Origin of the sequence: Klebsiella sp. GL120222-02, from assembly GCF_003097195.1 — a bacterium.
Lineage (GTDB): Bacteria > Pseudomonadota > Gammaproteobacteria > Enterobacterales > Enterobacteriaceae > Klebsiella > Klebsiella variicola.
The window spans coordinates 131,416-155,597 of sequence record NZ_QEQO01000004.1 but is presented as its reverse complement, the minus strand read 5'-3'; the positions used below and the strand labels follow the sequence as shown (position 1 = coordinate 155,597).

At 57.0% G+C, this 24,182-nt stretch carries 25 protein-coding genes and 1 pseudogene; 11 read left to right on the top strand and 15 right to left on the bottom strand.

The annotated features are described in order from the left end of the window. Positions 1-103: 103 nt before the first annotated feature. Positions 104-643: a DUF3251 domain-containing protein gene (locus N438_RS14620; protein ID WP_116696350.1), complete on the top strand. Its 540-nt coding sequence runs from the start codon at positions 104-106 to the stop codon at positions 641-643. A 300-nt stretch (positions 644-943) separates the two neighbouring features. Beyond that, complete coding sequence (locus N438_RS14615; RefSeq protein ID WP_004204836.1) at positions 944-1,828, top strand: nucleoside-specific channel-forming protein Tsx; 885 nt, start codon at positions 944-946, stop codon at positions 1,826-1,828. 42 nt (positions 1,829-1,870) lie between these two features. On the opposite strand, the pseudogene N438_RS14610 reads toward N438_RS14615, so the two are convergent. From N438_RS14610 to N438_RS28085, 8 genes and pseudogenes are all read right to left on the bottom strand, one after another. Beyond that, positions 1,871-2,565, bottom strand: a pseudogene (locus tag N438_RS14610) (YafY family protein). 24 nt (positions 2,566-2,589) lie between these two features. After that, on the bottom strand, positions 2,590-2,955 hold the full coding sequence (locus N438_RS14605; RefSeq protein WP_012968837.1) for a VOC family protein: 366 nt from the start codon (positions 2,953-2,955) through the stop codon (positions 2,590-2,592). Between the two features lie 136 nt (positions 2,956-3,091). After that, the gene (gene secF / locus N438_RS14600; RefSeq protein WP_008805371.1) at positions 3,092-4,063 is read right to left on the bottom strand and encodes a protein translocase subunit SecF; all 972 of its coding nucleotides are present in this window, start codon (positions 4,061-4,063) and stop codon (positions 3,092-3,094) included. Positions 4,064-4,073: 10 nt separating this feature from the next. Continuing rightward, positions 4,074-5,921 carry a protein translocase subunit SecD gene (secD, locus tag N438_RS14595; protein WP_008805370.1) on the bottom strand — a complete coding sequence of 616 codons (1,848 nt, stop codon included), beginning with the start codon at positions 5,919-5,921 and terminating at the stop codon, positions 4,074-4,076. Positions 5,922-5,947: 26 nt separating this feature from the next. Then, a complete protein-coding gene (yajC, locus tag N438_RS14590; RefSeq protein WP_002890398.1) occupies positions 5,948-6,280 on the bottom strand; it encodes a preprotein translocase subunit YajC in 333 nt (110 codons plus the stop codon). A 22-nt stretch (positions 6,281-6,302) separates the two neighbouring features. Further along, positions 6,303-7,430, bottom strand: a complete 1,128-nt coding sequence (tgt, locus tag N438_RS14585; RefSeq protein ID WP_002890395.1) for a tRNA guanosine(34) transglycosylase Tgt — start codon at positions 7,428-7,430, stop codon at positions 6,303-6,305. A 109-nt stretch (positions 7,431-7,539) separates the two neighbouring features. Further along, positions 7,540-8,604, bottom strand: coding sequence for a tRNA preQ1(34) S-adenosylmethionine ribosyltransferase-isomerase QueA (queA, locus tag N438_RS14580; RefSeq protein ID WP_002890390.1), 1,065 nt, complete (start codon positions 8,602-8,604; stop codon positions 7,540-7,542). 64 nt (positions 8,605-8,668) lie between these two features. Next, positions 8,669-8,785, bottom strand: a complete 117-nt coding sequence (locus N438_RS28085; protein WP_004218831.1) for a hypothetical protein — start codon at positions 8,783-8,785, stop codon at positions 8,669-8,671. Between the two features lie 74 nt (positions 8,786-8,859). Between N438_RS28085 and acpH the strand changes: the two genes are divergently transcribed. Together acpH and N438_RS14570 are read left to right on the top strand one after the other, a co-directional pair. Beyond that, the gene (acpH, locus tag N438_RS14575) at positions 8,860-9,441 is read left to right on the top strand and encodes an ACP phosphodiesterase (RefSeq protein WP_008805369.1); all 582 of its coding nucleotides are present in this window, start codon (positions 8,860-8,862) and stop codon (positions 9,439-9,441) included. Positions 9,442-9,568: 127 nt separating this feature from the next. After that, positions 9,569-10,171 carry a peroxiredoxin gene (locus tag N438_RS14570; RefSeq protein WP_004178733.1) on the top strand — a complete coding sequence of 201 codons (603 nt, stop codon included), beginning with the start codon at positions 9,569-9,571 and terminating at the stop codon, positions 10,169-10,171. A gap of 144 nt (positions 10,172-10,315) precedes the next feature. Here N438_RS14570 and N438_RS28080 read toward each other — a convergent pair whose 3' ends face one another. Further along, positions 10,316-10,462, bottom strand: a complete 147-nt coding sequence (locus N438_RS28080; protein ID WP_012542702.1) for a hypothetical protein — start codon at positions 10,460-10,462, stop codon at positions 10,316-10,318. Positions 10,463-10,517: 55 nt separating this feature from the next. On the opposite strand from N438_RS28080, the gene N438_RS14565 reads away from it, so the two are divergent. The 5 genes from N438_RS14565 to fba all read left to right on the top strand — a co-directional run bounded on the left by N438_RS14565 (position 10,518) and on the right by fba (position 14,584). Next, the gene (locus N438_RS14565; protein WP_012542703.1) at positions 10,518-10,961 is read left to right on the top strand and encodes a PTS sugar transporter subunit IIA; all 444 of its coding nucleotides are present in this window, start codon (positions 10,518-10,520) and stop codon (positions 10,959-10,961) included. Positions 10,962-10,966: 5 nt separating this feature from the next. Next, complete coding sequence (locus tag N438_RS14560) at positions 10,967-11,254, top strand: PTS sugar transporter subunit IIB (RefSeq protein WP_012968839.1); 288 nt, start codon at positions 10,967-10,969, stop codon at positions 11,252-11,254. A 20-nt stretch (positions 11,255-11,274) separates the two neighbouring features. Continuing rightward, on the top strand, positions 11,275-12,666 hold the full coding sequence (locus tag N438_RS14555) for a PTS ascorbate transporter subunit IIC (RefSeq protein ID WP_012968840.1): 1,392 nt from the start codon (positions 11,275-11,277) through the stop codon (positions 12,664-12,666). A gap of 65 nt (positions 12,667-12,731) precedes the next feature. Further along, on the top strand, positions 12,732-13,694 hold the full coding sequence (locus tag N438_RS14550; RefSeq protein WP_008805365.1) for a PfkB family carbohydrate kinase: 963 nt from the start codon (positions 12,732-12,734) through the stop codon (positions 13,692-13,694). A 35-nt stretch (positions 13,695-13,729) separates the two neighbouring features. Further along, complete coding sequence (gene fba / locus N438_RS14545; RefSeq protein WP_162493339.1) at positions 13,730-14,584, top strand: class II fructose-1,6-bisphosphate aldolase; 855 nt, start codon at positions 13,730-13,732, stop codon at positions 14,582-14,584. A gap of 59 nt (positions 14,585-14,643) precedes the next feature. Here fba and N438_RS14540 read toward each other — a convergent pair whose 3' ends face one another. The 3 genes from N438_RS14540 to N438_RS14530 form a co-directional block, all read right to left on the bottom strand. Then, positions 14,644-16,512, bottom strand: a complete 1,869-nt coding sequence (locus tag N438_RS14540; protein ID WP_060619481.1) for an amidohydrolase — start codon at positions 16,510-16,512, stop codon at positions 14,644-14,646. Positions 16,513-16,536: 24 nt separating this feature from the next. Beyond that, positions 16,537-17,082 (bottom strand): antibiotic biosynthesis monooxygenase, encoded by a 546-nt coding sequence (locus tag N438_RS14535; protein ID WP_008805362.1) that lies wholly within the window; start codon positions 17,080-17,082, stop codon positions 16,537-16,539. A gap of 185 nt (positions 17,083-17,267) precedes the next feature. After that, positions 17,268-17,909 carry a hydrolase gene (locus N438_RS14530; RefSeq protein WP_002890357.1) on the bottom strand — a complete coding sequence of 214 codons (642 nt, stop codon included), beginning with the start codon at positions 17,907-17,909 and terminating at the stop codon, positions 17,268-17,270. Between the two features lie 267 nt (positions 17,910-18,176). On the opposite strand from N438_RS14530, the gene N438_RS14525 reads away from it, so the two are divergent. Continuing rightward, positions 18,177-19,079 carry a LysR substrate-binding domain-containing protein gene (locus tag N438_RS14525; protein WP_012968843.1) on the top strand — a complete coding sequence of 301 codons (903 nt, stop codon included), beginning with the start codon at positions 18,177-18,179 and terminating at the stop codon, positions 19,077-19,079. On the opposite strand, the gene malZ is transcribed toward N438_RS14525, so the two are convergent. The 3 genes from malZ to brnQ all read right to left on the bottom strand — a co-directional run bounded on the left by malZ (position 19,076) and on the right by brnQ (position 23,823). Then, positions 19,076-20,893 carry a maltodextrin glucosidase gene (gene malZ / locus N438_RS14520; RefSeq protein ID WP_008805359.1) on the bottom strand — a complete coding sequence of 606 codons (1,818 nt, stop codon included), beginning with the start codon at positions 20,891-20,893 and terminating at the stop codon, positions 19,076-19,078. The two genes, N438_RS14525 and malZ, sit on opposite strands and share 4 nt — an antisense overlap. A 150-nt stretch (positions 20,894-21,043) precedes the next feature. Next, complete coding sequence (proY, locus tag N438_RS14515; RefSeq protein ID WP_008805358.1) at positions 21,044-22,417, bottom strand: proline-specific permease ProY; 1,374 nt, start codon at positions 22,415-22,417, stop codon at positions 21,044-21,046. Between the two features lie 86 nt (positions 22,418-22,503). After that, complete coding sequence (gene brnQ, locus N438_RS14510; RefSeq protein WP_012542710.1) at positions 22,504-23,823, bottom strand: branched-chain amino acid transporter carrier protein BrnQ; 1,320 nt, start codon at positions 23,821-23,823, stop codon at positions 22,504-22,506. Here brnQ and N438_RS28075 point away from each other — a divergent pair. Then, on the top strand, positions 23,815-24,156 hold the full coding sequence (locus tag N438_RS28075) for a hypothetical protein (RefSeq protein WP_153242733.1): 342 nt from the start codon (positions 23,815-23,817) through the stop codon (positions 24,154-24,156). The genes brnQ and N438_RS28075 overlap by 9 nt on opposite strands. The last annotated feature ends 26 nt before the right edge of the window (positions 24,157-24,182 follow it).

Here is a 24,182-nt window from a genome sequence, read left to right as displayed (position 1 = left end):
AAGTGACCTGACTACAAAGAAAGAGCTTTTGAGACAAAGGATCTATGAGAGAGGCAGGCGGTTTGGCTACCATTAAGCATCCTCTGCAAACGGAATCCTGACCATGACAAGACGTTACCTGAAACTCGCCATCGCGGGCAGCCTGTTTACCCTGACCGCCTGCGCCCAGCAAAGCGAAATCCGCCAGATGCACCAGAGCGTGAGTACCCTGAGCCAGGAGATGACCCAGCTCAATCAGCAAACGATCAAAATCACCCAACAAAACGCGCTGAACGCCAAATCCACCCGCGGCGTCTATCTGCTGCGGGAGGCCAAAACCCCGGCGCGGCTGGAGAGCCAGATCGGCACCCTGCGCATGTCGGTGGGCAGCATTACGCCGGACGGCGACGGGTCACGCCTGACTTTACGCATTCAGGGTGAATCCAACGATCCGCTGCCGGCCTTTACCGCCACCGTCGCCTCCGGGCAGATCACCGGCACCACCCACAGCTATCAGGAAGTCAATGTTCAGGATCAGCTGATTAGCGCCCCGGCCAGCATCCTCGCCCCCAGCGATGTGGATATCCCGTTGCGTCTGAACGTGACGCCCGACAAAGTCGGGTTTATTCGCGTCCACGATATCCAGCCCGCCGCCGCACAGTAAATCTTCACGCCGGGCCCTGCCCCGCCCGGCTACCTCCAGCTCCGTCTTTCTTATCCACTTACAACTTTTCACAAGAGTTCATTAGAAATCGTTCTGTATGGCGATTTTCAGTAGCATTTTGTCAAGAAATGCATAGAATCGTGAACGCAATCGATTACGCATGTTCTGGTTATGTGAAACAACACGTATTTTTGTGAGCAATGATTCCTATAATAGACCCCCACAGAAAGACGAAATATTTAGAAACGCTTCGGCACTTCTTTTAACGCCTTCAGGCTCAATTTAAACAGTGGCATTACTATGAAAAAAACATTACTGGCAGCGGGTGCGGTTGTGGCGCTCTCCACTTCTTTTACTGCGGGCGCGGCAGAAAACGATAAACCGCAGTACCTGTCTGACTGGTGGCACCAGAGTGTTAACGTGGTGGGCAGCTACCACACCCGTTTTGGACCGCAGATCCGTAACGATACCTACCTTGAATATGAAGCGTTCGCCAAAAAAGACTGGTTTGATTTCTACGGCTATATCGATGCCCCGGTATTCTTCGGCGGCAACAGCACGGCAAAAGGTATCTGGAACAACGGCTCGCCGCTGTTTATGGAGATCGAACCGCGTTTCTCTATCGATAAGCTGACCAATACCGATCTGAGCTTCGGGCCGTTCAAAGAGTGGTACTTCGCGAACAACTATATCTACGATATGGGCCGTAACGACTCTCAGGAGCAGAGCACCTGGTATATGGGTCTGGGTACCGATATCGATACCGGCCTGCCGATGAGCCTGTCACTGAACGTCTACGCCAAATACCAGTGGCAGAACTACGGCGCGTCCAACGAAAACGAGTGGGACGGCTACCGCTTCAAAGTGAAATACTTCGTGCCGCTGACCGACCTGTGGGGCGGCTCGCTGAGCTACATCGGTTTCACCAACTTCGACTGGGGTTCTGACCTCGGCGATGACAACTTCTACGATCTGAACGGGAAGCACGCGCGCACCAGCAACTCCATCGCCTCCAGCCACATCCTGGCGCTGAACTACGCGCACTGGCACTACTCGGTGGTGGCCCGTTACTTCCATAACGGCGGCCAGTGGGCTGACGATGCCAAGCTGAACTTCGGCGATGGCGATTTCAGTGTCCGCTCGACCGGCTGGGGTGGTTACTTCGTGGTCGGTTACAACTTCTAATTGCGGATACAGCAAGACAGCGCCCGGGCCAGCCGGGCGTTTTTATTTCTCCCACACGTCGCACCGCACTTTGCGCAGAAAATCGCTTAACGAGCGATCGGCACACTCGCTGAATCGACGCTCGGACGCCCTGACCGCCAGACAACGGTCGAGGCGAAAGTTACGATAATCATTACGCAGCTCGCACCAGGCCACCAGCAGCCAGCGCTCCCCCCAGAAAAACAGCCCCAGCGGCAGCACGTCGCGCTCGGTTACCCGGCCAGACTCATCCTGATAGCGCAACTGCAGCACCTGCTGGCCGGAGACCGCCTGATGAATGACGTCAAAATAGGTTTTGGCATAGCGATGGGCGCCGAGATCGGGGGCAAACAGACGGGTCTGCTCCGCCTGGCGCCGGCGCGCCTCCGGCAGGATCGCCAGCATCTTCTCCTGGCGGATTCCAGCGATTGCGACAGCGCCTCACCGCCCCAGGTTTTCAGCAACCGAATCGCGGCGATCAGCGCTTCGGATTCTTTGGTGGTCAGCATCAGCGGCGGCAGATCGTAGCCCGCCAGCAGGCGATAACCACTCCCCGCCTCGCCCTCCACCGGCACGCCGGAGAGGGAGAGATCGCGAATATCGCGATACACGGTGCGCTCCGACACGCCCAACCGCTCCGCCAGCAGCGCGGCGGTAGTGAGCCGCCTGCCGCGCAGGATCTGCACAATCTGAAATAAACGGTCGGCGCGTCGGGTCATGTCTCACTTCACAAAACGTTTAGGTTAAGCCGGCTGGTGCAGGCCGACGCGGTTGCCCTCGCTGTCAGTAAACAGCGCGATGGTGCCAATATCATTCGGCAGCGTCAGCGGCCCGAAAACACACGCCCCACCCGCCGAGGCAATGCGGTCCAGGGTGGCGGCAAGATGGTCTGTATGCAGGTAAATAATAGCGCCCTGCGCTGAAGGGGCGATACCCTCAAATTTGGCCAACGCGCCGCCGGGGGCCGGATCCTGATGCGGGAACACCGCCAGCTCGGCGCAGTCCATGGTTTCGCGACGCAGCGTCACCTGCATCACCGGCTCATAAAACGCGACGGCGCGATCCATATCGGCGACCGGAATTTCAAACCAGTTAATCACGTTATTCATACTTCCTCCTGCTCGTTAGTGAGTTCAGAAGGAGTGTATGGGAGGGCTCCTGACAGCATACTGTCAGCAGGTTTTATCGCGGACAAAAAAATCCCGGCCGCCTGGGCCGGGATGGCTTTATCTCAACTGAACCGGATTACGGCAGAATAGACGGCTGGTCCGCCCCTTCTTTTTCGACCTTCTGCTGCAGCAGATGCTCGCGCTTCATACCCAGTTTCAACGCCAGCGCAGAGGCGACGTAGATAGAAGAAGCCGTACCGATGGAGACACCGATCAGCATGGTCAGCGAGAAGCCTTCCAGAATCGGGCCGCCGAACAGGAACAGCATCAGGATCACCATCAGGGTGGTCCCGGAGGTGATCAAGGTACGGTGCAGCGTCTGGGTCAACGACACGTTGAAGATCTCGTACGGCGTACCGCGGCGGATCTTACGGAAGTTTTCACGGATACGGTCCGATACCACAATACTGTCGTTCAGCGAGTAGCCGATAACCGACATCAACGAGGCCACAATGGTCAGGTCGATCTCGATATGGAACAGCGACAGTACGCCCATGGTGATCACCACATCGTGCGCCAGGGCGATAACCACCCCGGCAGCCAGACGCCATTCGAAGCGGAAGCCGACGTAGATCAGGATACAGACCAGCGCGGCAATCAGCGCCAGGGCGCCAGTTTGCGCGAGGTCCGCGCCGACGCTCGGGCCGACAAACTCAATTCGCTTCACCGCCGCATTCTGGCTGGTCGATTCGTTAATCACCGTCACGACCTTGCTGCCCAGTTCCTGGCTGACGTTGGCGTCATGCACCGGCGGCATACGTACCATGATGTCGCGGCTGCTGCCAAAGTTCTGCACCTGCGGCTCTTCAAAGCCCGCTTTCTGCAGGGAGTCGCGCATCTGGTCCAGATCGACCGGCTTCTCAAGGGTAATCTCGATCACCGTACCGCCGGTGAAATCGAGCCCCCAGTTAAAGCCGCGGACGCCGATGATGGCGATCGACACAATCAGCAGAAAACCTGAAATGCCGAAGGCCCAGTAGTCCCAGCGCATAAAGTCCCAGACTTTACGGCCGTGGTTCAATTGTTCAACAGTATATTCCTGTGCCACAACGCACTCCTCAGATAGACAGCTTTTTAACGCGCTTGCCGCCGTACAGCAGGTTCACGATGGCACGGGTGCCGACGATAGCGGTAAACATTGAGGTCGCGATACCGATACCGGTGGTAATCGCAAACCCTTTAATGGCACCGGTACCGACCGCGTACAGGATGATCACTTTGATAAGCGTCGTCACGTTGGCGTCGAAGATCGAGCTGAACGCGCCGCGATAACCTTCGTCAATCGCCTGCTGAACGGTACGCCCGTTGCTCAGCTCTTCTTTGATACGCTCGTTGATCAGAACGTTAGCATCGACCGCCACCGCAAGGGTTAACACGATACCCGCGATGCCCGGCATGGTCAGCGTCGCCCCCGGGATCAGGGACATAATGCCGACAATCAGCACCAGGTTGGCAATCAGCGCCGAGGTCGCAATCAGACCGAACTTCTTATAGAAGAGGATCATGAACAGGATAGAGACCACCAGGCCGGCCAGACAGGCTTCCAGACCCTGCTTGATGTTCTGCATACCAAGGGTTGGGCCGATAGTCCGCTCTTCGACGATCTGAATCGGGGCAATCAGCGCACCGGCACGCAGCAGCAGCGACAGCTGGCGTGCTTCGTTCGGGTTGCTGATACCGGTGATACGGAAGCTGTTACCCAGACGCGACTGGATGTTGGCGATGTTAATCACCTCTTCCTCTTTCGCCAGGATAGCGCGACCGTTAGCGTCTTTCTTACCGCTGTCTTTATACTCCACGAACAGGGTCGCCATCGGCTTACCGATATTGTCCTTGGTGAAGTTAGACATGATATTACCGCCCGCGCTGTCCAGCGAGATGTTGACCTGCGGCTGGTTGTACTCATCCATGCTGGAGGTCGAGTCGGTGATATGGTCACCGGTCAGGATCACTCGCTTGTACAGCACCACCGGCTGGCCTTCACGCGTCTCTTTCACTTCCGAGTCGCCCGGCACGCGGCCAGAGGCAGCGGCGGACTGGTCCACGTTGGTATTGACCAGACGGAACTCGAGGGTCGCGGTTGCGCCAAGGATCTCTTTCGCCCGCGCGGTATCCTGGATACCCGGCAGCTCAACCACGATGCGGTCAGCACCCTGACGCTGAACCAGCGGTTCGGCGACGCCCAGCTGGTTCACACGGTTACGCAGAATGTTAATGTTCTGCTGAACCGCGTACTCACGGGCTTCTTTCAGGCGCTCATCGGTCATCACCGCTTTCAGGCTGTTGTCACCCTGAGAGGAAATAACCAGATCGCGATGGCGAGGGCTGAGATAAGAGATAGCCTGGTCGCGCGCCGCGCTGTCGCGGAAGACGATGCTCAGACCATAGTTGTCTTCCTTGCGCACGGTCGCGTAAGGAATGCCTTTGTCACGCAGTTCGCTGCGCAGGCTGTCGATGTTCTGTTCCTGCAGCTTGCCTAACGCGGTGTCCATGTCGACTTCCATCAGGAAGTGCACGCCGCCGCGCAGATCAAGACCCAGCTTCATTGGCTCGGCATAGAGTGCCGCCAGCCAGCGTGGGGTTGCCGGAGCAAGGTTTAGCGCCACGACGTATTTGTCACCCAGCACGGTAAGCAGCGCTTCACGCGCACGCAGCTGGGTATCAGTGGTGTCGAAGCGCGCAAGAATAGCGCCCTCTTCCAGTGCCACAGACTTCGCGGTTATTTTTTCTTCTTGTAAAGTTTTCTGGACCTGGATCAGCGTTTGCTCACTGGCGGCGACGCCGCGCGCGCCAGTGATTTGAACAGCCGGATCCTCACCATACAGGTTGGGAAGCGCATAGATCAGGCCGACGACAATGACGACGACCAGCATGACGTACTTCCACAAAGGATAACGGTTTAACACGGCAGTTCCCTTTGGGAAAAGTTAGATTACAGCGCCTTCATGGTGCCTTTCGGCAGAACGGCAGCAACGAAGTCACGTTTGATAACCACTTCAGTGGTATCGTTCAGCGCGATAGCAATGTAGCCAGTTTCCGCTACTTTGGTCACGCGACCGACCAGACCGCCGTTGGTCAGCACTTCATCACCTTTGGCGATGGAGTTCATCAGGTTCTTGTGTTCCTTGGTGCGCTTCTGCTGTGGACGCAGGATCATGAAGTAAAAAATCAGACCGAACACCACCAGCATCAGAATCAGAGACATCGGGCTGCCCTGCGCCGGTGCACCCGTTGCCGCTACCGCATCAGAAATAAAAAAGCTCATTGAAATTCCCTCATTATTAAAATTAATCAACGTTCAAAGGAGGCACGGTGCGCCCCTGACGTTGGTAAAAATCGGTCACGAAGCTCTCTAATTTACCCTCTTCGATAGCCTTGCGTAAACCAGCCATTAAACGCTGATAGTAGCGCAGGTTATGAATGGTATTGAGACGCGCGCCCAATATTTCGTTGCAACGGTCGAGGTGATGCAAGTAAGCGCGTGAATAATTGCGACATGTATAGCAATCACACTCGGCGTCCAGCGGTGCGGTATCGCTTTTGTGCTTCGCGTTGCGGATTTTCACCACGCCGTCGGTGACGAACAGGTGGCCGTTACGCGCGTTGCGCGTCGGCATGACGCAGTCGAACATATCGATACCGCGACGTACCCCTTCCACCAGATCTTCCGGCTTCCCGACGCCCATCAGGTATCGTGGTTTATCGGCCGGGATCTGCGGGCAGACGTGCTCCAGAATACGGTGCATGTCTTCCTTCGGCTCACCGACCGCCAAACCGCCGACAGCGTAGCCATCAAAGCCAATCTCTACCAGACCTTTCACCGAGATATCACGTAAATCTTCGTAAACGCTGCCCTGAATGATGCCGAACAGCGCATTTTTATTGCCAAGGCTATCGAAACGGTCACGGCTGCGCTTGGCCCAGCGCAGAGACATTTCCATCGAGCGCTTGGCGTAATCCCAGTCTGCCGGGTACGGCGTACATTCGTCGAAGATCATCACGATGTCGGAACCGAGATCGTATTGAATCTCCATCGATTTTTCCGGATCGAGGAAAATAGGATCGCCGTTGATCGGGTTGCGGAAATGGACGCCCTGCTCGGTGATCTTACGGATATCGCCAAGGCTGAACACCTGGAAGCCGCCGGAGTCGGTAAGGATCGGTCCTTTCCACTGCATAAAATCGTGCAGATCGCCATGCAGCTTCATGATCTCCTGACCTGGGCGCAGCCACAGATGGAAGGTGTTGCCAAGAATAATCTGCGCGCCGGTGGCTTCCACTTCTTCCGGCGTCATCCCTTTGACGGTGCCGTAGGTGCCAACGGGCATAAAGGCCGGTGTTTCCACCACGCCGCGCTCAAACACCAGGCGACCGCGGCGGGCGCGACCGTCGGTGGTATCCAGTTCAAATTTCATGCTTGCTCCTGCGTCAGAAAAACAGTCCGACGTTTTCATACTCGCCACGGAATGATTCCGTGGCTAAAAAATGCGTCATGGCGTCCAAAACGCCGGCGGGCCGGCCTTGTCAGGGACGCTCAGAAATAGCCTGCGGATTGTACGTGATAAACATCGCATCCCCGTAGCTAAAAAAGCGATATTTCTGCTCCACCGCCACCTTATAGGCGTTCATGGTGTGCTGATAACCCGCAAACGCCGACACCAGCATAATCAGTGTGGATTCAGGGAGATGGAAGTTGGTTACCAGCGCATCGATCACCTGGTACTGATAACCCGGGTAGATGAAAATCTGCGTATCGTCGAAGAACGGCGCGATCAGGGCGTCTTTCGCCGCCTGCGCCGCGCTCTCCAGCGAGCGTACCGAGGTGGTGCCTACCGCAATCACGCGGTTGCCGCGCGCTTTCGCCGCCAGCACCGCATCGACCACCTCCTGCGGCACTTCCGCATATTCAGAGTGCATGGTGTGCTCTTCAATGCTGTCGACGCGCACCGGCTGGAAAGTCCCCGCCCCCACGTGCAGGGTGACAAACGCCATCTCAACGCCTTTGGCGCGCAGTTTGTCCAGCAGCGGTTCGTCGAAGTGCAGACCGGCGGTCGGGGCGGCTACCGCGCCCGGCCTGGTGCCGTAGACGGTTTGATAGAGTTCGCGATCAGCGTCTTCGTCCGGGCGGTCAATGTAGGGCGGCAGCGGCATATGGCCGATCCCGTTGAGGATCTCCAGCACCGGACGCTCGTCGTTAAATTCCACTTCAAACAGCGCGCCATGACGCGCCAGCATCGTGGCCTTAATGCTCTCGTCATCGCCCAGCAGCAGCTCGGCGCCCGGCTTCGGCGCTTTTGAGGCGCGAATATGGGCCAGGATGCGCTTATCATCCAGCATCCGCTCCACCAGCACTTCAATCTTGCCGCCGCTGGCCTTGCGGCCGAACAGACGCGCCGGGATCACCCGGGTGTTGTTAAACACCAGCAGATCGCCGGGATTGAGCTTATCGAGGATGTCGGTGAATGTGCCATGCGTCAGCGCGCCCGTCGGCCCGTCCAGGGAGAGCAGGCGGCAGCTGCTGCGCTCAGGCATCGGATAGTGGGCGATCAGAGATTCGGGTAGTTCAAAAGCAAAATCGGTAACGCGCATGACGGTAACTCAGACTGAATAAAGAGGCGGGTAGTCTAGTGCCGGGGCGTTCCGCCTGCAACCTTTACCCCTCCGGATGAATGACATAATCTATATTCCAAATCATTCCGAATGCCGCCATGCGGCAACCGAATGCCTTACCGGTGGCAAAGGTGCCGCGCGCAGCCAGGCAGCATGCCATGCGGACACCGAGGCGCCGTTCAGCGCAACATCGGTGATTCCACCTGCCCGCTCGTATTTAAAGGATGTCGTTTTATGAATTTTCTCGCCCACCTGCACCTCGCCCATCTCGCCGACAGCTCGCTGCCCGGCAACCTGATGGCCGATTTTGTGCGCGGCAACCCGCAGGGCGACTATCCGGCGGAGATCATCGACGGCATCTATATGCATCGCCGGATTGACGTGATGACTGACAACCTGGCGGAAGTCAAAGAGGCGCGGGAGTGGTTTCGCCCGCAAACCCGTCGCGTCGCCCCCATCACCCTCGATGTCATGTGGGATCATTTCCTGTCGCAGCACTGGGCGCAGCTCTCCCCTGACCTGCCGCTGGACGAGTTCGTGCGCTACGCCGAGCAGCAGATCGTCCCCATCCTGCCCGACTCGCCGCCACGCTTCGTCAATCTGAATCAGTACCTGTGGTCGGAGCGCTGGCTGGAGCGCTATCAGGAGATGGATTTTATTCAGCGCGTGCTTAACGGCATGGCCAGCCGCCGTCCGCGTCTCGACGCCCTACGCGATTCCTGGCAGGATCTGGATACCCACTACGACCAGCTGGAGGGGCAGTTCTGGCGCTTTTATCCGCAAATGATGCGCCTGGCAGAAAACAAACAGCTGTAATAGCCACGTGATTGATAGGTAAAAGCTGGCTGAACGATTGTTAGCGCCTCTTTGTGTTATTAGCGGCCAGGCTCTATACTTGCCCGCGTTGCGTTCCAAATAACCTTAGTAATTACAGGAGAATCAAATGGTTCTGGTCACTCGTCAAGCGCCGGATTTTACTGCAGCCGCTGTGCTGGGTAATGGTGAGATCGTTGAGAAATTCAATTTCAAACAGCACACCAACGGTAAACCTACCGTTCTGTTCTTCTGGCCGATGGACTTTACTTTCGTGTGCCCGTCTGAGCTGATCGCGTTCGACAAACGTTACGAAGAATTCCAGAAACGCGGCGTGGAAGTGGTTGGCGTTTCCTTCGACTCCGAGTTCGTTCACAACGCATGGCGTAACACCCCGGTAGACCAGGGCGGTATCGGCCCGGTTAAATACGCGATGGTTGCTGACATCAAACGTGAAATCCAGAAAGCTTACGGTATCGAGCATCCGGACGAAGGCGTAGCGCTGCGCGGCTCTTTCCTGATCGACGCTAACGGCGTGGTACGCCACCAGGTGGTTAACGACCTGCCGCTGGGCCGTAACATCGACGAAATGCTGCGTATGGTTGACGCGCTGCAGTTCCACGAAGAGCACGGCGAAGTCTGCCCGGCGCAGTGGGAAAAAGGAAAAGAAGGTATGGCTGCTTCTCCGGAAGGCGTAGCAAAATACCTGACCGAAAACGTCTCCAGCCTGTAATCGGCAGGCGTTTTAATAAAAGGCTCGCTCAGGCGGGCCTTTTTTGTTAGCAGTGTCAAAATTTAAGAAAATGACCCGCCGATATTTGTGACCAGAGATACACTTCTGCCGAAAAAATTCGCCCTACCTCTCACTTTTTCTCTGTCAAATTTCAGCGTCAAAATACAAAGCCTTCATAACCCACTGAAAAATACATAAATTATTTATATCGTTTTCTGCCGGTACTTTGCCGTCGATGTGATCCCCATCAATATTTAAAACCCCGGATGTGATCTCATCCATCATTTTCATCAATGTATTTAGTCATGATTTTACTCAGGAACAGGAATACGTTCAGGAGCTGAGGATGGAAATTATTTTTGACCCGTCGTTAATCGCCCTTAAGCAGAATATTTCCCGTGCGGAAGAGGCCATCGAACTGGCGGGTTCATTACTCGCCAGGCGTCAGATTTGCAGCGCCGAATATGTCAACGAGATGCTGACGGTATATGAAGATTTCGGCGCTGCCATCGTCATAGACGACGGGATTGCCATGCCGCACGCCCGGCCGGAAAAAGGGGCATTGCAAACCGGATTTTCGCTTGTCACCACCGCCACGCCAATCTCCTTCGGCCACGATGAGTTCGATCCGGTTACCGTGATCATCGCTATCGCCGGCGCGGACGCTGACAGTCATATCAAAATGATCCAACTGATAGCCTCGCTGATCGAGTCAGATATTGTGACCTTCCTTCAGCAGGAAAATGACGTGAATTCAGTCTTACATTTCATCCAAAAACAAATGGAGTAGTCATTATGTTAGTTATCAGAACAGTTTGTGGTAACGGTATTGGCAGTTCATTGATGGCTGCGAATAATGTCAAAAAGATCTGTGAAGAATTAGGTATCAAAGCGGACGTCGCCTCGGTCGATTTTGCTAACGCCGTCGGCGAAAAAGCCGACCTTTACGTCACGATCAAAGAACTGGCAAATCAATTTCCAGCCCACTGTCATGTCGCCATCATTCGCAGCTATGTCCATAAAGCGAAAATCGCCGAGGATATTACCGACGCGCTGACCAAAATTGCGGCGAATCACTCTTAATTAACATAGAGGGAACGACCATGCAGGCTATTCTTAGTTTCTTAGCGGAAATATTCAGTCAACCTGCTTTTTTAATGGGGCTGATTGCTTTTGTCGGTTTAGTGGCGCTGCGCTCCCCCGGTAACAAACTCCTTACCGGCACATTAAAACCGATTCTAGGCTATTTAATGTTGAGCGCTGGCGCAGGCGTTATCGTTGCCAATCTCAACCCGCTGGGCGGTATTATCGAGGCCGGGTTTAATATCCGCGGCGTTATTCCAAACAATGAAGCCATTGTCTCCGTCGCCCAGAAGATGCTGGGCGTGGAAACCATGAGTATTTTGCTGTTAGGCTTTATTTTCAACCTGATTATCGCCCGCTGTACCAAGTATAAATATATCTTTCTGACCGGCCATCACTCATTCTTCCTCGCCTGCCTGTTTTCCGCTGTCCTGCAGGCGGCGGAGTTCCATGGCTGGATGTTGATCCTGATCGGCGGATTCCTGCTGGGGTCATGGTCGGCCATCTCCCCCGCGATTGGTCAGCGTTACACCAAGCAGGTCACGGAAGACGGTGGGATCGCCATGGGTCATTTCGGCTCCCTCGGCTACTACCTCTCGGCATGGATCGCCAGCCGGACCGGCAATCCGGCAAATTCCTTCGCGGATACCGAAATTTCAGAAAAGTGGGGCTTTCTGCGCGATACCACCGTCACCACCGGTATCGTGATGTTTGTTATCTACTTTATCTGCAGCGCTGTCGCCGGGTCGGCATACCTGAGCACCATCACCGACCAAAACATGCTGATCTTCTCGGTGCTGACCGGCCTGCAATTCGCCGTTGGCGTGGCCATTGTGTACAACGGTGTGCGGCTGATCCTCGGCGATCTGGTGCCGGCATTCCAGGGCATCAGCCAGAAGCTGATCCCGGACTCCATCCCGGCCGTTGACTGCGCGGTATTCTTCACCTTTAGCCCCACCGCCGTGGTGGTGGGATTCATCAGCTCCTTCGTGGGCGGGCTGGTCGGGATGCTCTTGCTCGGCGGGCTGGGCATGGCGCTGATTATTCCCGGCATGGTGCCGCACTTCTTCTGCGGCGGCACGTCCGGCGTCTTCGCCGACAAGCTGGGCGGCAAGCGCGGATGTATCATCGCCTCCTTTATCGGGGGGATCTTCCTCGCCTTCCTGCCGGCGATGCTGCTGCCGGCGCTCGGCAACCTCGGGTTTGAAAACAGCACCTTCGCCGATTTCGACTTCGCGGTATGGGGCATCATTATCGGTAACGCCTTCACCCAGTTTGGCCAGGTCACTATCTACCTGATTTGTCTGGTGCTGCTCGTCGCGCTGCTGGCGCCTTTCTGTTTCCGTCACGTACGGGTGGTTGGCGATACGCTCAGCTATGAGGAGCTCACGGCGAAGCAGAAAAATGAATAAGCGACGTCATTTTTCCCGGCGGGGAGGTCACGCTTCCCGCCGCTGACCAATAATCAGGAGTGGTTATGGCTATTTTGTCCATTGGATTTGCTTGTTTCGATCAGTTTTTCTTTCTCAATGAATGGCCTCAGGAGAATACCAAAAACTTTTGTCATGATTTTATAGAAAGCGGCGGCGGCCCAGCGGCCAATGCGGCATGGCTGCTGGGATTATGGGGTGAGGAAGTCTATTACATTGGTCATCTGCATCAGGACCTTTACGGTCAGCGCATTATCGATGAGTTTGCCGAAGCGGGCGTGGATACCAGCCAGGTGGTTTTTTCCGATGACATGATCACTCCGCTGGCCTCAGTGCTGGTCAATCGCTTAACGGGTTCGCGGACGATTATTACCCGCAAGATGCAAACGCCACCTTCCCTGACCTACGATCAAAAGCTCAAACTGGACGACCTCGCCGAGCGGCTGATTGCCAGCGAGGAGCCGGTCACCATTTTAATTGACGGCCATGAGGCAGAAATCAGTGAATATTTAATCAAGAAACTGCCCCACGCCAAAGTCGTGATGGACGGGGGTTCACTGCGTGCCAGCAATATTAAACTGGCGGCCTGGACTGACTATTTTGTCGTAAGCGAACATTTTGCCCGCGATTATATGAGCTATCGTTCACTGAGCACCGAAGCAGACATTAAAGCGGCCCTGATTGAACTGAATAAAATTTGCCGCGGCGAGGCGTTTATCACCCTTGGCGAAAAAGGCTGCGCCTTCTTAAAGAGCGGTATGCTGCAGATCGTCCCGTCCTGGCTGTGCAATGCCGTTGATACCACCGGCGCCGGGGATGTTTTTCACGGTGCCTTTACCTATGGCGTCCATTATTCGTGGCATATAGATAATATTATTTTATTTGCCAGCCTGACCGCCGCTATTTCTATTGAGAAAAAAGGTGTACGGGAATCGATGCCGGATCTGGCGGTCGTCCACCACTCGCTAAATAGCTACGAGAGAAATTTAAAGCAATATTTTGAAGAATAACTGCGTTTAATACATATCAAGAGGTGACTATGTTAGTGTCGATGAAGGACATGCTTCAGCATGCCCTAAAGAACGGTTACGCCGTCGGTCAGTTCAACATTAATAATCTGGAATGGGTCGGCGCCGTATTAAGCACCGCCCAGCAGTGCCGCTCACCGGTTATTTTGGGCGTGTCCGGCGGCACGGTTAAGCATATGCTCGGGCTAAAATGTATTCATGATATTGTGGTGAATGCCATAGATTATTTACATATTGATATTCCGGTGGCTCTGCATCTGGATCACGGCACTACCCAGGAGGCCTGCGAAGCCGCGATCGCTGCCGGCTTCAGTTCCATTATGTTTGATGGTTCACATCTGCCGTTCAGGGAAAACCTGACCATCACCCGCCACCTGGTGGCGCTGGCGCACAGCAAGGGCATCTCCGTGGAAGCCGAACTGGGGACCATCGCCGGCAGTGAAGATGGTATCGTTAACTCCGAGGTCATTTACGCCGATCCTGAAGAGTGCTACACCCTGGTGACAGAAACGCAGGTGGATTGCCTCGCCGCCGCGCTGGGTTCCACCCATGGTCTGTATAAAGGTAAAGCCCGGCTGGGATTTACTGAGATGAAAGCCATTGCCGAGCGCGTGAAGGTCCCGCTGGTGCTGCATGGCGGCACCGGTATTGCCGATGAGGATATGCGCCGGGCGATTGCCTGCGGCACCGCCAAGATTAACGTCAATACCGAAAACATGTACGCCTGGTGCCAGCAGGTGAAAGCGATCTTTGCCGCCGATACCGGGCACGATGTGAACGATCCGCGGAAAGTCATCACCCAGGGACTGCAGCCGGTACGTGAGATGATTGCCCGCCGCATGGCGCTTTTTGGCTCACAGCAGCGCTATTGACGCCGGGCCTGCGGCTGAAACCTCCGCCCCGAAGCTGCCGGGGCGGAGGCGTCAAGGTATCAGAAGGCAAAGCAGGAGCAGCCCAGCACGCCCCAGAAAGCTTGCTCATCGGAGACCGGAATCGACGACCTGCGCGCAATATCATGTTGGTGGCCGTGAACGCCGCAGCTGCCGCAGCACTGGTGCATCTGCACCATGGCGCCGATTTTAGCCGCCGCCGGCGGAGCGGAACGGTAATGGCCCGGGACCTTCACCACCGGTGACCACTCCGGTAGCACCGGAATGGGCGGCGGCGCCAGCGGCGAAAAGTGACCGGCAGCGTACACCACTTTACCATCAACCACCGTTAACACGGACTCAATGCCTTTGATCTCCTCTTCCGCGACGCTGAAGTAGTCTTTCGACAGCACCACCAGATCGGCAAGCTGACCGGCGGCCAGACGGCCTTTCTTGCCCTGCTCGCTGGAGAACCAGGCGCTGCCCGCCGTCCACAGCTCCAGCGCGACATCGCGCGGCAGGCGGTTGTCGTCGTCGTACATCGCCATCCCGCCAACGGTGCGCCCGGAGACCAGCCAGTACAGTGCGGTCCACGGATTATAACTGGCGACGCGGGTGGCATCGGTGCCCAGCCCCACCGGCACGTCCAGTTCCAGCATTTTCGCTACCGGCGGGGTATGTTTCACCGCCTCTTTACCATAGCGATCGACAAAGTATTCGCCCTGGAAGGCCATCCGGTGCTGCACCGCAATACCGCCCCCCAGCGCCTTCACCCGCTCAATGTTACGCTCGGTAATGGTCTCGGCATGATCGAAGAACCAGTGCAGGCCATTAAACGGGATATCGCGGTTCACCTTCTCAAACACGTCCAGCATCCGGCTGATAGACTCGTCGTAGGTGGCATGCAGGCGGAACGGCCAGCGATGCTCCACCAGATGGCGCACCACCCGCTCCAGCTCATCCTCCATGCCTTGCAGCAGATCCGGCCGCGGCTGCAGGAAATCTTCAAAATCCGCCGCCGAGAACACCAGCATCTCGCCGGCGCCGTTGGCGCGATAGAAGTCGGTCCCCTGCCCCGGCTTCAGCATATCGGTCCAGCGTTCGAAGTCCTCCAGCTCCTGCTTCGGCCGCTGGGTAAACAGGTTGTAGGCGATGCGCACGGTCATCTGATCTTTCGCGTGCAGCTGTTCGATAATTTCGTAATCTTCCGGATAGTTCTGGAAGCCGCCCCCGGCGTCGATGGCGCTGGTCAGCCCCAGTCGGTTCAGCTCGCGCATAAACTGGCGGGTAGAGTTCACCTGCAGATCCAGCGGCAGCTTCGGCCCTTTGGCCAGAGTAGCGTAAAGGATCATGGCGTTCGGTTTGGCGATCAGCATCCCGGTCGGGTTGCCGCGGCTATCGCGGACGATCTCTCCGCCCACCGGATCCGGCGTCTCTTTGGTATACCCCACGGCTTTCAGCGCCGCGCGGTTCAGCAGCGCGCGATCGTAGAGATGCAGCACAAACACCGGCGTATCGGGCGCCGCGTCGTTCAGCTCTTCCAGGGTCGGCATCCGCCGCTCAGCGAACTGAAATTCGCTCCAGCCGCCGACCACCCGCACCCACTGCGGAGAGGGTGTGCGATCCGCCTGATCCTTAAGCATTCGCAGGGCATCGGCCAGCGAGGGAACGCCCTCCCAGCGGAGCTCAAGGTTGTAGTTCAACCCGCCGCGGATCAGGTGCAGGTGAGAATCGTTGAGGCCCGGGATCACCGTATGCCCTTTGAGATCGACGATTTGCGTCCCCTCGGCGGCAAAGCTCATGATCCGATCGTGGCTTCCGGTAGCAACAATTTTTCCGTCGGCGATGGCCACGGCTTCCGCCAGGGGATTCGCGCGATCGAGGGTATGAATCTGACCGTGGGTCAGAATCAGTGTGGCAGTTTGCGACATAACGCACTCCTTGAGGAGGCTGACTCAGTTTTTCTTTAACCAGCCAGCAAACAGGCGGGTCACGATGGGCATCCAGAACCAGACCACCAGCGCAACCACGCAGGCATCATTGATCAGGTGCAGCAGCAGGCTCCCTTTGAGCGACGGCAACAGCATACCGGTGACCGCAGGCACCAGGTTGGTGCTGGGAAAAATCACCAGCAGGGTGATCAGAAATTGTTTCCAGCGCCGCGGCTGGCGCACGTTCGCCGTCGGCGGGGTAAACCAGAAGGCCGGCTCGGTCCGCACCTCCGTCCGATCGCCTTCCGTCAGCAGCGGCGCAATCTCTGCCACCAGCTGCCGACGGGTTTCCGACTGCGTCCAGGCGTAGAGGTGCTCCAGGGTATCGAAGCGGATTATGACGCTCCACAGATTCTGCCCTGCGGCGGGCCGGATCACATTCGCGCCGAGATGGCCGGGAAACTCGGCCGCAATGGGCATAATTTTACCGAGCCACTCCTCGTAGCGCTGGCCGTGTTGCGGATCGAGCAGATGGCTGATGACCAGGGTCACCGATTTTTGCTGCGCCATAGAGAGTTCCTTGCTTCAGGGGAATGGCGGGATTGTTCCCGCCATTAGCCACAGATGACCATACACAACATCATTCATGCTACGTCGAGGCGGCAAGCCGGCACGTCCCCCTGAGCGGAGATAAGTCAGCGACCGGGGACGGGTAAACGCAGCCGAAGATCAGGCAGCCTGAAGGATGAAGTGATTTACGCTTTACGCTCCGGCGCGCCATGCACCATGGTATAAGCGTAATCCACGCCCATCCCGTAGGCGCCGCTGTGTTCGCGTACGAGGTCCATCACCGCATCGTAGGTCGCTTTGCGCGACCAGTCGCGCTGGTACTCCAGCAGCACCTGTTGCCAGGTCACCGGTACCGCCCCCGCCTGCACCATCCGGTCAATAGACCGCTCATGGGCGTCGACAGAGGTGCCGCCGGAGGTATCCGTCACCACATAGACCTCGTAGCCCGCCTCCAGCGCCATCAAAGCCGGGAAGGTCAGGCAGACTTCGGTCCACAGGGCGGAAATCACCAGCTTTTTACGGCCGGTCGCTTTCACCGCCGCCACAAACGCGTCGTCTTCCCAGGAGTTCATCGAGGTACGTTCAATCGGCTTGACGTCAGGATGCACGGCCAATAATTCCGGCCAGATATAACCGCTGAAGCTTTTGGTCTCTACGGAGGTATAAATCACCGGCACATTAAAAATTTTGCCCGCTTTCGCCAGCGCCACGGTGTTATTTTTCAGGGTCTGGCGATCGATATTCGCCACGCCAAATGACATCTGCGGCTGGTGGTCAATAAAGATAAGTGCGGAATTAGTGGGATCGAGCAGTTCACGAATAGACATTAAATACCTTCTTAATCAATTAGTTAAAAAGATGACATGATGGTTAATGCGTCGTGTGGATCCTGACTGATAAAGCATGGTGAGTATAGCCAGTTATTTCTAACAAGTTATTAAAGTTTTTTTGTGGTTTATTTTTTGCCCGTAGCAAGGATTTGCTCGCATCCGCATTAATCAAATTTTTACGCCAAACTGTTCTGATTTATTCACTGGCATTGATTATTGTGCTTAGGTACAACAAGGGAAAATAAATTAATGGATAGCTCCCCCATGCGTGTGAATTTTGATGTACTCATGATCCTTGATGCCCTGGACAGACACGGGTCCTTCGCCACCGCCGCGGAGTCGCTGTATAAAACCCCCGCCGCCCTGAGCTATATGATCCAGAAGCTGGAGAGCGATCTGGATATTGTGCTGTTGGATCGCTCTGGCCACCGGGCGAAGTTTACCGATACCGGTAGGCTGATGCTGGAGAAGGGACGGCAGCTGTTGAGCGCCGCCAGAGATCTGGAAAAGCAGGCGCAGCAGCTGAGCGCGGGCTGGGAGCGAGAGCTGGCGATCGCTCTCGATGCTTCGTTTCCCTTTTCTGCCCTGCTACCGCTGATCGCCGAATTTTATGCGCAAAACCCGCAGACGCGGCTGAACTTCAGTCATCACACCCTCGCCGGTTCGTGGGAAGAGCTGACCCACCATGGCGCGGATATTATCCTCGGCGCCATCAATGAGCCCCCGACCTCTGCAGAGTGGTCATGGCAAACCCTCGGCGCACTGGATAATATTTTCGTGGTTGCCCCCGCCCACCCGCTGGCTCAGGCGAAGGAGCCACTGACCAATAAACAGCTCAGCCAACATCGGGCCATCGTGATCCGCGACAGCGCCCGTTATTGCCATCCGCTAAACAGCAATCTCCTCGACGAGCAGCCGCAAATCGGCGTCGATGATTTCGCCAGTAAAGTCGAACTGCTGTGCGCCGGGTTGGGCTGCGGCTTTCTGCCGCGCCATATCGCTCGCCCATGGCTGGAAAAAGGCAGTCTGGTGGAGAAAAGCGTCGCCTGCTGGCGGGAAAAAGATATCACCTACATGGCCTGGCGCAGCGGGAATGACGGGCTGGCTCAGCGCTGGTGGCGGGAGGCGCTCCTCCGCGGCGACCTGCTGAGCCAGCTCTACCGTTAACGGCCGGACCAGACGCTGGCGGAGATGGCCGGGAGGGTCAGCACCCCGTCCTGAAAGGCGCCGGCGCCTTCCAGCAGCGTCCACCCGGCCACGTTCAGCAGCGGCGAATCCTCGATAACCACCTCGCAGGCTTCCCCGCGGTTAATCGCCACCAGCACGCGCTGCTGTTTGTAGACCCGGACAAACACCACCACGTTATCCTCGGCGTAAATCACCTGACAGCCGCCGTAGCGCAGCGCCTGCTGGGCCTTACGCAGTTTCGCCATCCGCTGATACAGCGCCAGCAACTGGGTATCCTGCAGCGCCGGATCCCACGGGAACGGTTTGCGGCAGAACGGATCGTTGTTGCCATCCACGCCCACCTCGTCGCCGTAGTAGATGCACGGTACGCCCGGCCAGCTAAACAGCCACACCACCGCCAGCGGCAGGCGCGCTACGTCTTTACCAAGGAGAGATTTAAAGCGCGCCGTATCATGGCTGTCGAGCTGGTTGAACATCCTCAGCTGCTGCTGATGCGACAGCCCGGCGCGATAATTATCCATCCACGCCATGCAGGTCTGGGCGTCTATCTTCTGCGGATCGTAAGAGATATCGGTATTGGCGAGGAATCCCCAGATCGGGAAGGTAAAGCCGCGATAGTTCATCGCCGCATCTTCGGCATCCGCCTGCAGCCATTGTCGCGCATCGCCAAAATGTTCGCCAAAGACAAAGGCTTCCGGCTGCGTTTGTTTTGCCGCCTGAGTGATGCCGGCGATATGCTGCAGGTTATTCCGCGCCCCGCCGCCTTCGCCCAGCATATGCACCACGTCCAGACGCCAGCCGTCCATGCTCCACGGCGCTTTCAGCCAGTGGCGTACGATACTGTCCTCGCCGGCATAGATCTCGTTGACCAGGCTGGTCGAGCGATAGTCGAGCTTCGGCAGACTGGCATAGCCCAGCCAGTTGTGCGCCTGCCCCTCCTCTGAGAAGGTAAACCAGTCGCGCCACGGAGAATCCGGGTAATGGCCGGCGCCGCCGCTGCCCTGCTGGTGTCGGTCGAACCAGGGATGGGAATCGCCGGTATGGTTGAACACCCCGTCGAGGATCATGCGCATCCCCGCCCGCTGGGTGTTGTGGCGCAGCCGGAGCAGCGCCGCGTCGCCGCCAAACTGCGGATCGACGCGCCGATAATCCTCGGTATCGTATTTATGCACGCTGGGGGCGGCGAAAACCGGGTTCAGATAGAGGGCGGTGACGCCGAGTTGCTTCAGGTAGGGAAGTTTTTCGCTGATGCCGTCGAGATCGCCGCCGTAGAACGTCGACCCGCCCGCCTCACCGGTTAGCGGTTCGTCCCATGCCTTGCGCACAATCTCCCGTCCCGCCGCGTGATGGTAATAGACCGCATCCTGGTCGGCGTCACGCGCGGCGCTGCGGGCAAAGCGATCGGGGAAAATCTGATAGAACACCTGATCGGCCACCCACTGCGGGCCGGCGTCCGGCAGGTCAATGGCAAACTGTTCCAGCCTGGCCGGCGGGAAACGGGTGAAACCTTGTGGCGTAAACCAGCGCTGATGGTCGGCCCACAGCAGCTTAAAGCTGTAGCGGCGGCGCGGCTGGCCGCTGGCGAGAGAGATTTCACCGCGCCATGCCACCACGCCTGGCTGCGGCGCCTGACGGAGCCGCTGCATCGGCAGCGACAGCTCTTCGTTATCCTCTTCCGCGCGCAGCGTGATCCGCTGCGGCAGCGACTCACCGCTTAACCACAGGGTAATAAACAGTCGGTCCTGTTGCACCTTGATAAAGGGTGCAACCGGAAGGTGCCATGCCTTCAACATCGTGAATCCTCATTGTGCAGAATGGGCACACCTTGCCATAGCCGTCAGGCGCAGAACTCATCATCACAGGATTTTTTGGGGGAGGATAACGGGGGAGGACGCGGGACTGCAAGCCGCCCCGGTCGCGTGATGCTGACCGGGGCGGTGCATTTACTGTGCCTGCGCCAGGCGGCGATCGCGACGGGTCTTAAAGACCCAGCCCAGCAGCAGCAGGCCGATCCACGCCATACCGACATACAGCGAGATGCGGGTATCCGGATGATAGCCGATCAGGGCGATAATAAAGGCCAGGAACACCAGGCCGACTACCGTGGTCACCACTCCGCCGGGCACTTTGAATTTCAGCGCCTTGACCTCTTCGGGCGACAGACGGCGGCGGAAGGCAATCTGTGACAACAGGATCATAATCCACACCCACACCGTGGCGAAGGTGGCCAGGGAGGCGATCACCAGGAAGACGTTTTCCGGCATGATGTAATTGAGATACACCGCAAACAACAGCGCAATAGTCATCACCATCACCGTCACCCACGGAATACCGCGGCGCGATGTTTTAGCGAACACCTTCGGCGCGCTGCCCTGCTCAGCCATGCCGTGCAGCATACGGCCTACGCCGAACACGTCGGAGTTAATCGCCGACAGGGAGGCTGTCAGGACCACGAAGTTAAGAATACTGGCCGCGAAGGTAATGCCCAGATGCTGGAAGGTCAGGACAAAGGGGCTGCCGTCGGTTCCCACCTGATTCCACGGATAGATGGACATAATGACGAACAGTGTGCCCACGTAGAACACCAGAATACGCATCGGCACCGAGTTGATCGCGCGCGGAATGGATTTCTCCGGGTCTTTCGCCTCACCGGCAGTAATACCGATGATTTCGATGCCGCCGTAGGCGAACATCACCATCTGCAGCGACATCACCATCCCCAGCCAGCCGTTGCTGAAGAAGCCGCCGTTGCTCCACAGGTTATGAATGCCGGTCGGCTGGCCGCCGTTGCCGATCCCCCAGATAATAATGCCGAACCCGGCGAGGATCATGATGATAATGGTGGCCACTTTGAAGAACGAGAACCAGAACTCCAGCTCACCAAACACCTTGACGCTCATCAGGTTGACGGCGCAGATGATCAGTACCACGCTGAGCACCCAGATCCAGTGCGGTACCGTCGGGAACCAGACGCCCATGTAGATACCGAAGGCGGTGACGTCGGCGATGGCGACGATCAGGATTTCGAAGCAGTAGGTCCAGCCGGTGATATAGCCCGCCAGTCCGCCGAGGTTTTCCTGGGCATAGCGGGAAAATGAGCTGGCGGCAGGGTTATGCACCGACATCTCACCGAGCGCCCGCATAATGATATATGCCGCGACGCCACCGATAATGTAGGCCAACAGCACGCTGGGTCCGGCCATCTTAATGGCGTCGGCTGAGCCGTAAAAAAGCCCGGTGCCGATGGCGGAACCCAGGGCCATAAAGCGGATATGCCGGGTGCTTAGCCCGCGCTTAAGCTTGTTACTACTTTCCATCGTGGTTTTTCAATGCCGTTTAACACAAAAAATAAAAAACCACGGAACCCGAAGTCCCGTGGTTAAACGCTTTTCCTTAACGCCTGTTAATGGGCGCTGGAGGCCACCTGACGTCCGGCTGCACGATCCCAGATCACCGCGAGGAACACCATCACGGCGGTGGGCATCAGCCAGGCCAGGCCCTGCTCCGCCAGCGGCAGACGCGCGGTCCAGGCCGGCAGAATCGCGGCAAACGCCGATGACTTAATCCCGTCAATGATACCAAACATCAGACTGATAAACATGGCCGGCGCGATAACGCGGGACGAATTATGCCACCAACTGCGGGTAAAGCTTAATACAACCAGTGCGATACACGGCGGATAGATAGCGGTCAGCACCGGAATTGACACCTGAATCAGATGGCTCAGCCCCAGATTGGAGACCGCCATCGAGAACAGGCCAAGGATAAAGACCAGCGTGCGATAGGAGAACGGCAGATACTGGGCAAAGAACTCGGCGCAGGCGCAGGTCAGGCCCACCGCCGTCACCAGACAAGCGATGAAGATCAGCGCCGCCAGCAGGAAGCTGCCCGCCCCGCCGAAGGTGTGCTGCACGTAGGAGTGCAGAATGGCCGCGCCGTTGGCGGACTGGTCCACGAGAGTGGCGCTGTCAGAACCCAGACGGAACAACGCCAGGTACAGCAGCGTCAGGCCAACGCCTGCCATCAGGCCAGCCCAGACGGTGTAGCGGGTCAACAGACGCGCTTCGCTGACGCCGCGGGAGCGTGCCGCATTGACAATCACGATCCCGAACACCATCGCGCCGAGGGTATCCATGGTCAGGTAGCCGTTGACGAAGCCATTGGAGAATGGCGCCGTACGATACGCTTCCAGCGCGTCGCTGATCGGGCCCGCTGGCCAGATGATGGCCGCGACCGCCAGCACAATCAGGGCGATAATTTTCAGCGGCGCAAGGAAGTTGCCCACGGTGTCCAGCAGTTTGCCCGGATAGAGGGAGACCAGAATCACCAGCGCGAAATAGATAACGCTGTAGATCAGCAGCGGCAGCGGGCCGTCGCCGGTCAGCGGCGCAATACCGACCTCAAAGGAGACGGTCGCGGTGCGCGGGGTCGCGAACAGCGGTCCCACCGCGAGATAACACACCACCGCCAGCAGGATACCCGCCACTTTACCAATCGGGGTGCTCAGGCTTTCAACGCCGCCGCCGACTTTCGCCAGCGCCACCACCGTCAGCACCGGCAGACCCACCGCAGTGATCAGGAAGCCGATCGCCGCTGTCCAGACGTGCTCGCCCGCCTGTAAGCCAACCATCGGAGGGAAAATTATGTTGCCTGCGCCAACAAACAACGCGAAGGTCATAAAGCCCAACGCTATGATGTCGCGAGATTTTAACTGATGGGTCATAAATTCATTACTGCCTGTGGATGTGGTGTTGTAAAAAATGGAAAAATACCGCGCTCCCCTCTCAGGGACGATACAGCGGCCATTGCCGGTAAACTCAGCGAGATATGCTCCCGAAGCGGCGTGGGAAAGAATTGTTTTTGGTATTACCACGCAAAAGCAGTCTGTCATCGACTGCGCAGGCGCAATTTAAACGCTTATAACGTTTTAAAGCAAGGCACGATCGCAAAAGCAGATGATTATGCTGGTTATCAGTTTCACACCAGAATCATTTACCATATTGATGGAAAACCCGTGGCTTATCATGCGAACAAAAAAGCAGCACGCGTTCATTAAATAGGCGAGGAAAAAAGGGATGCCAA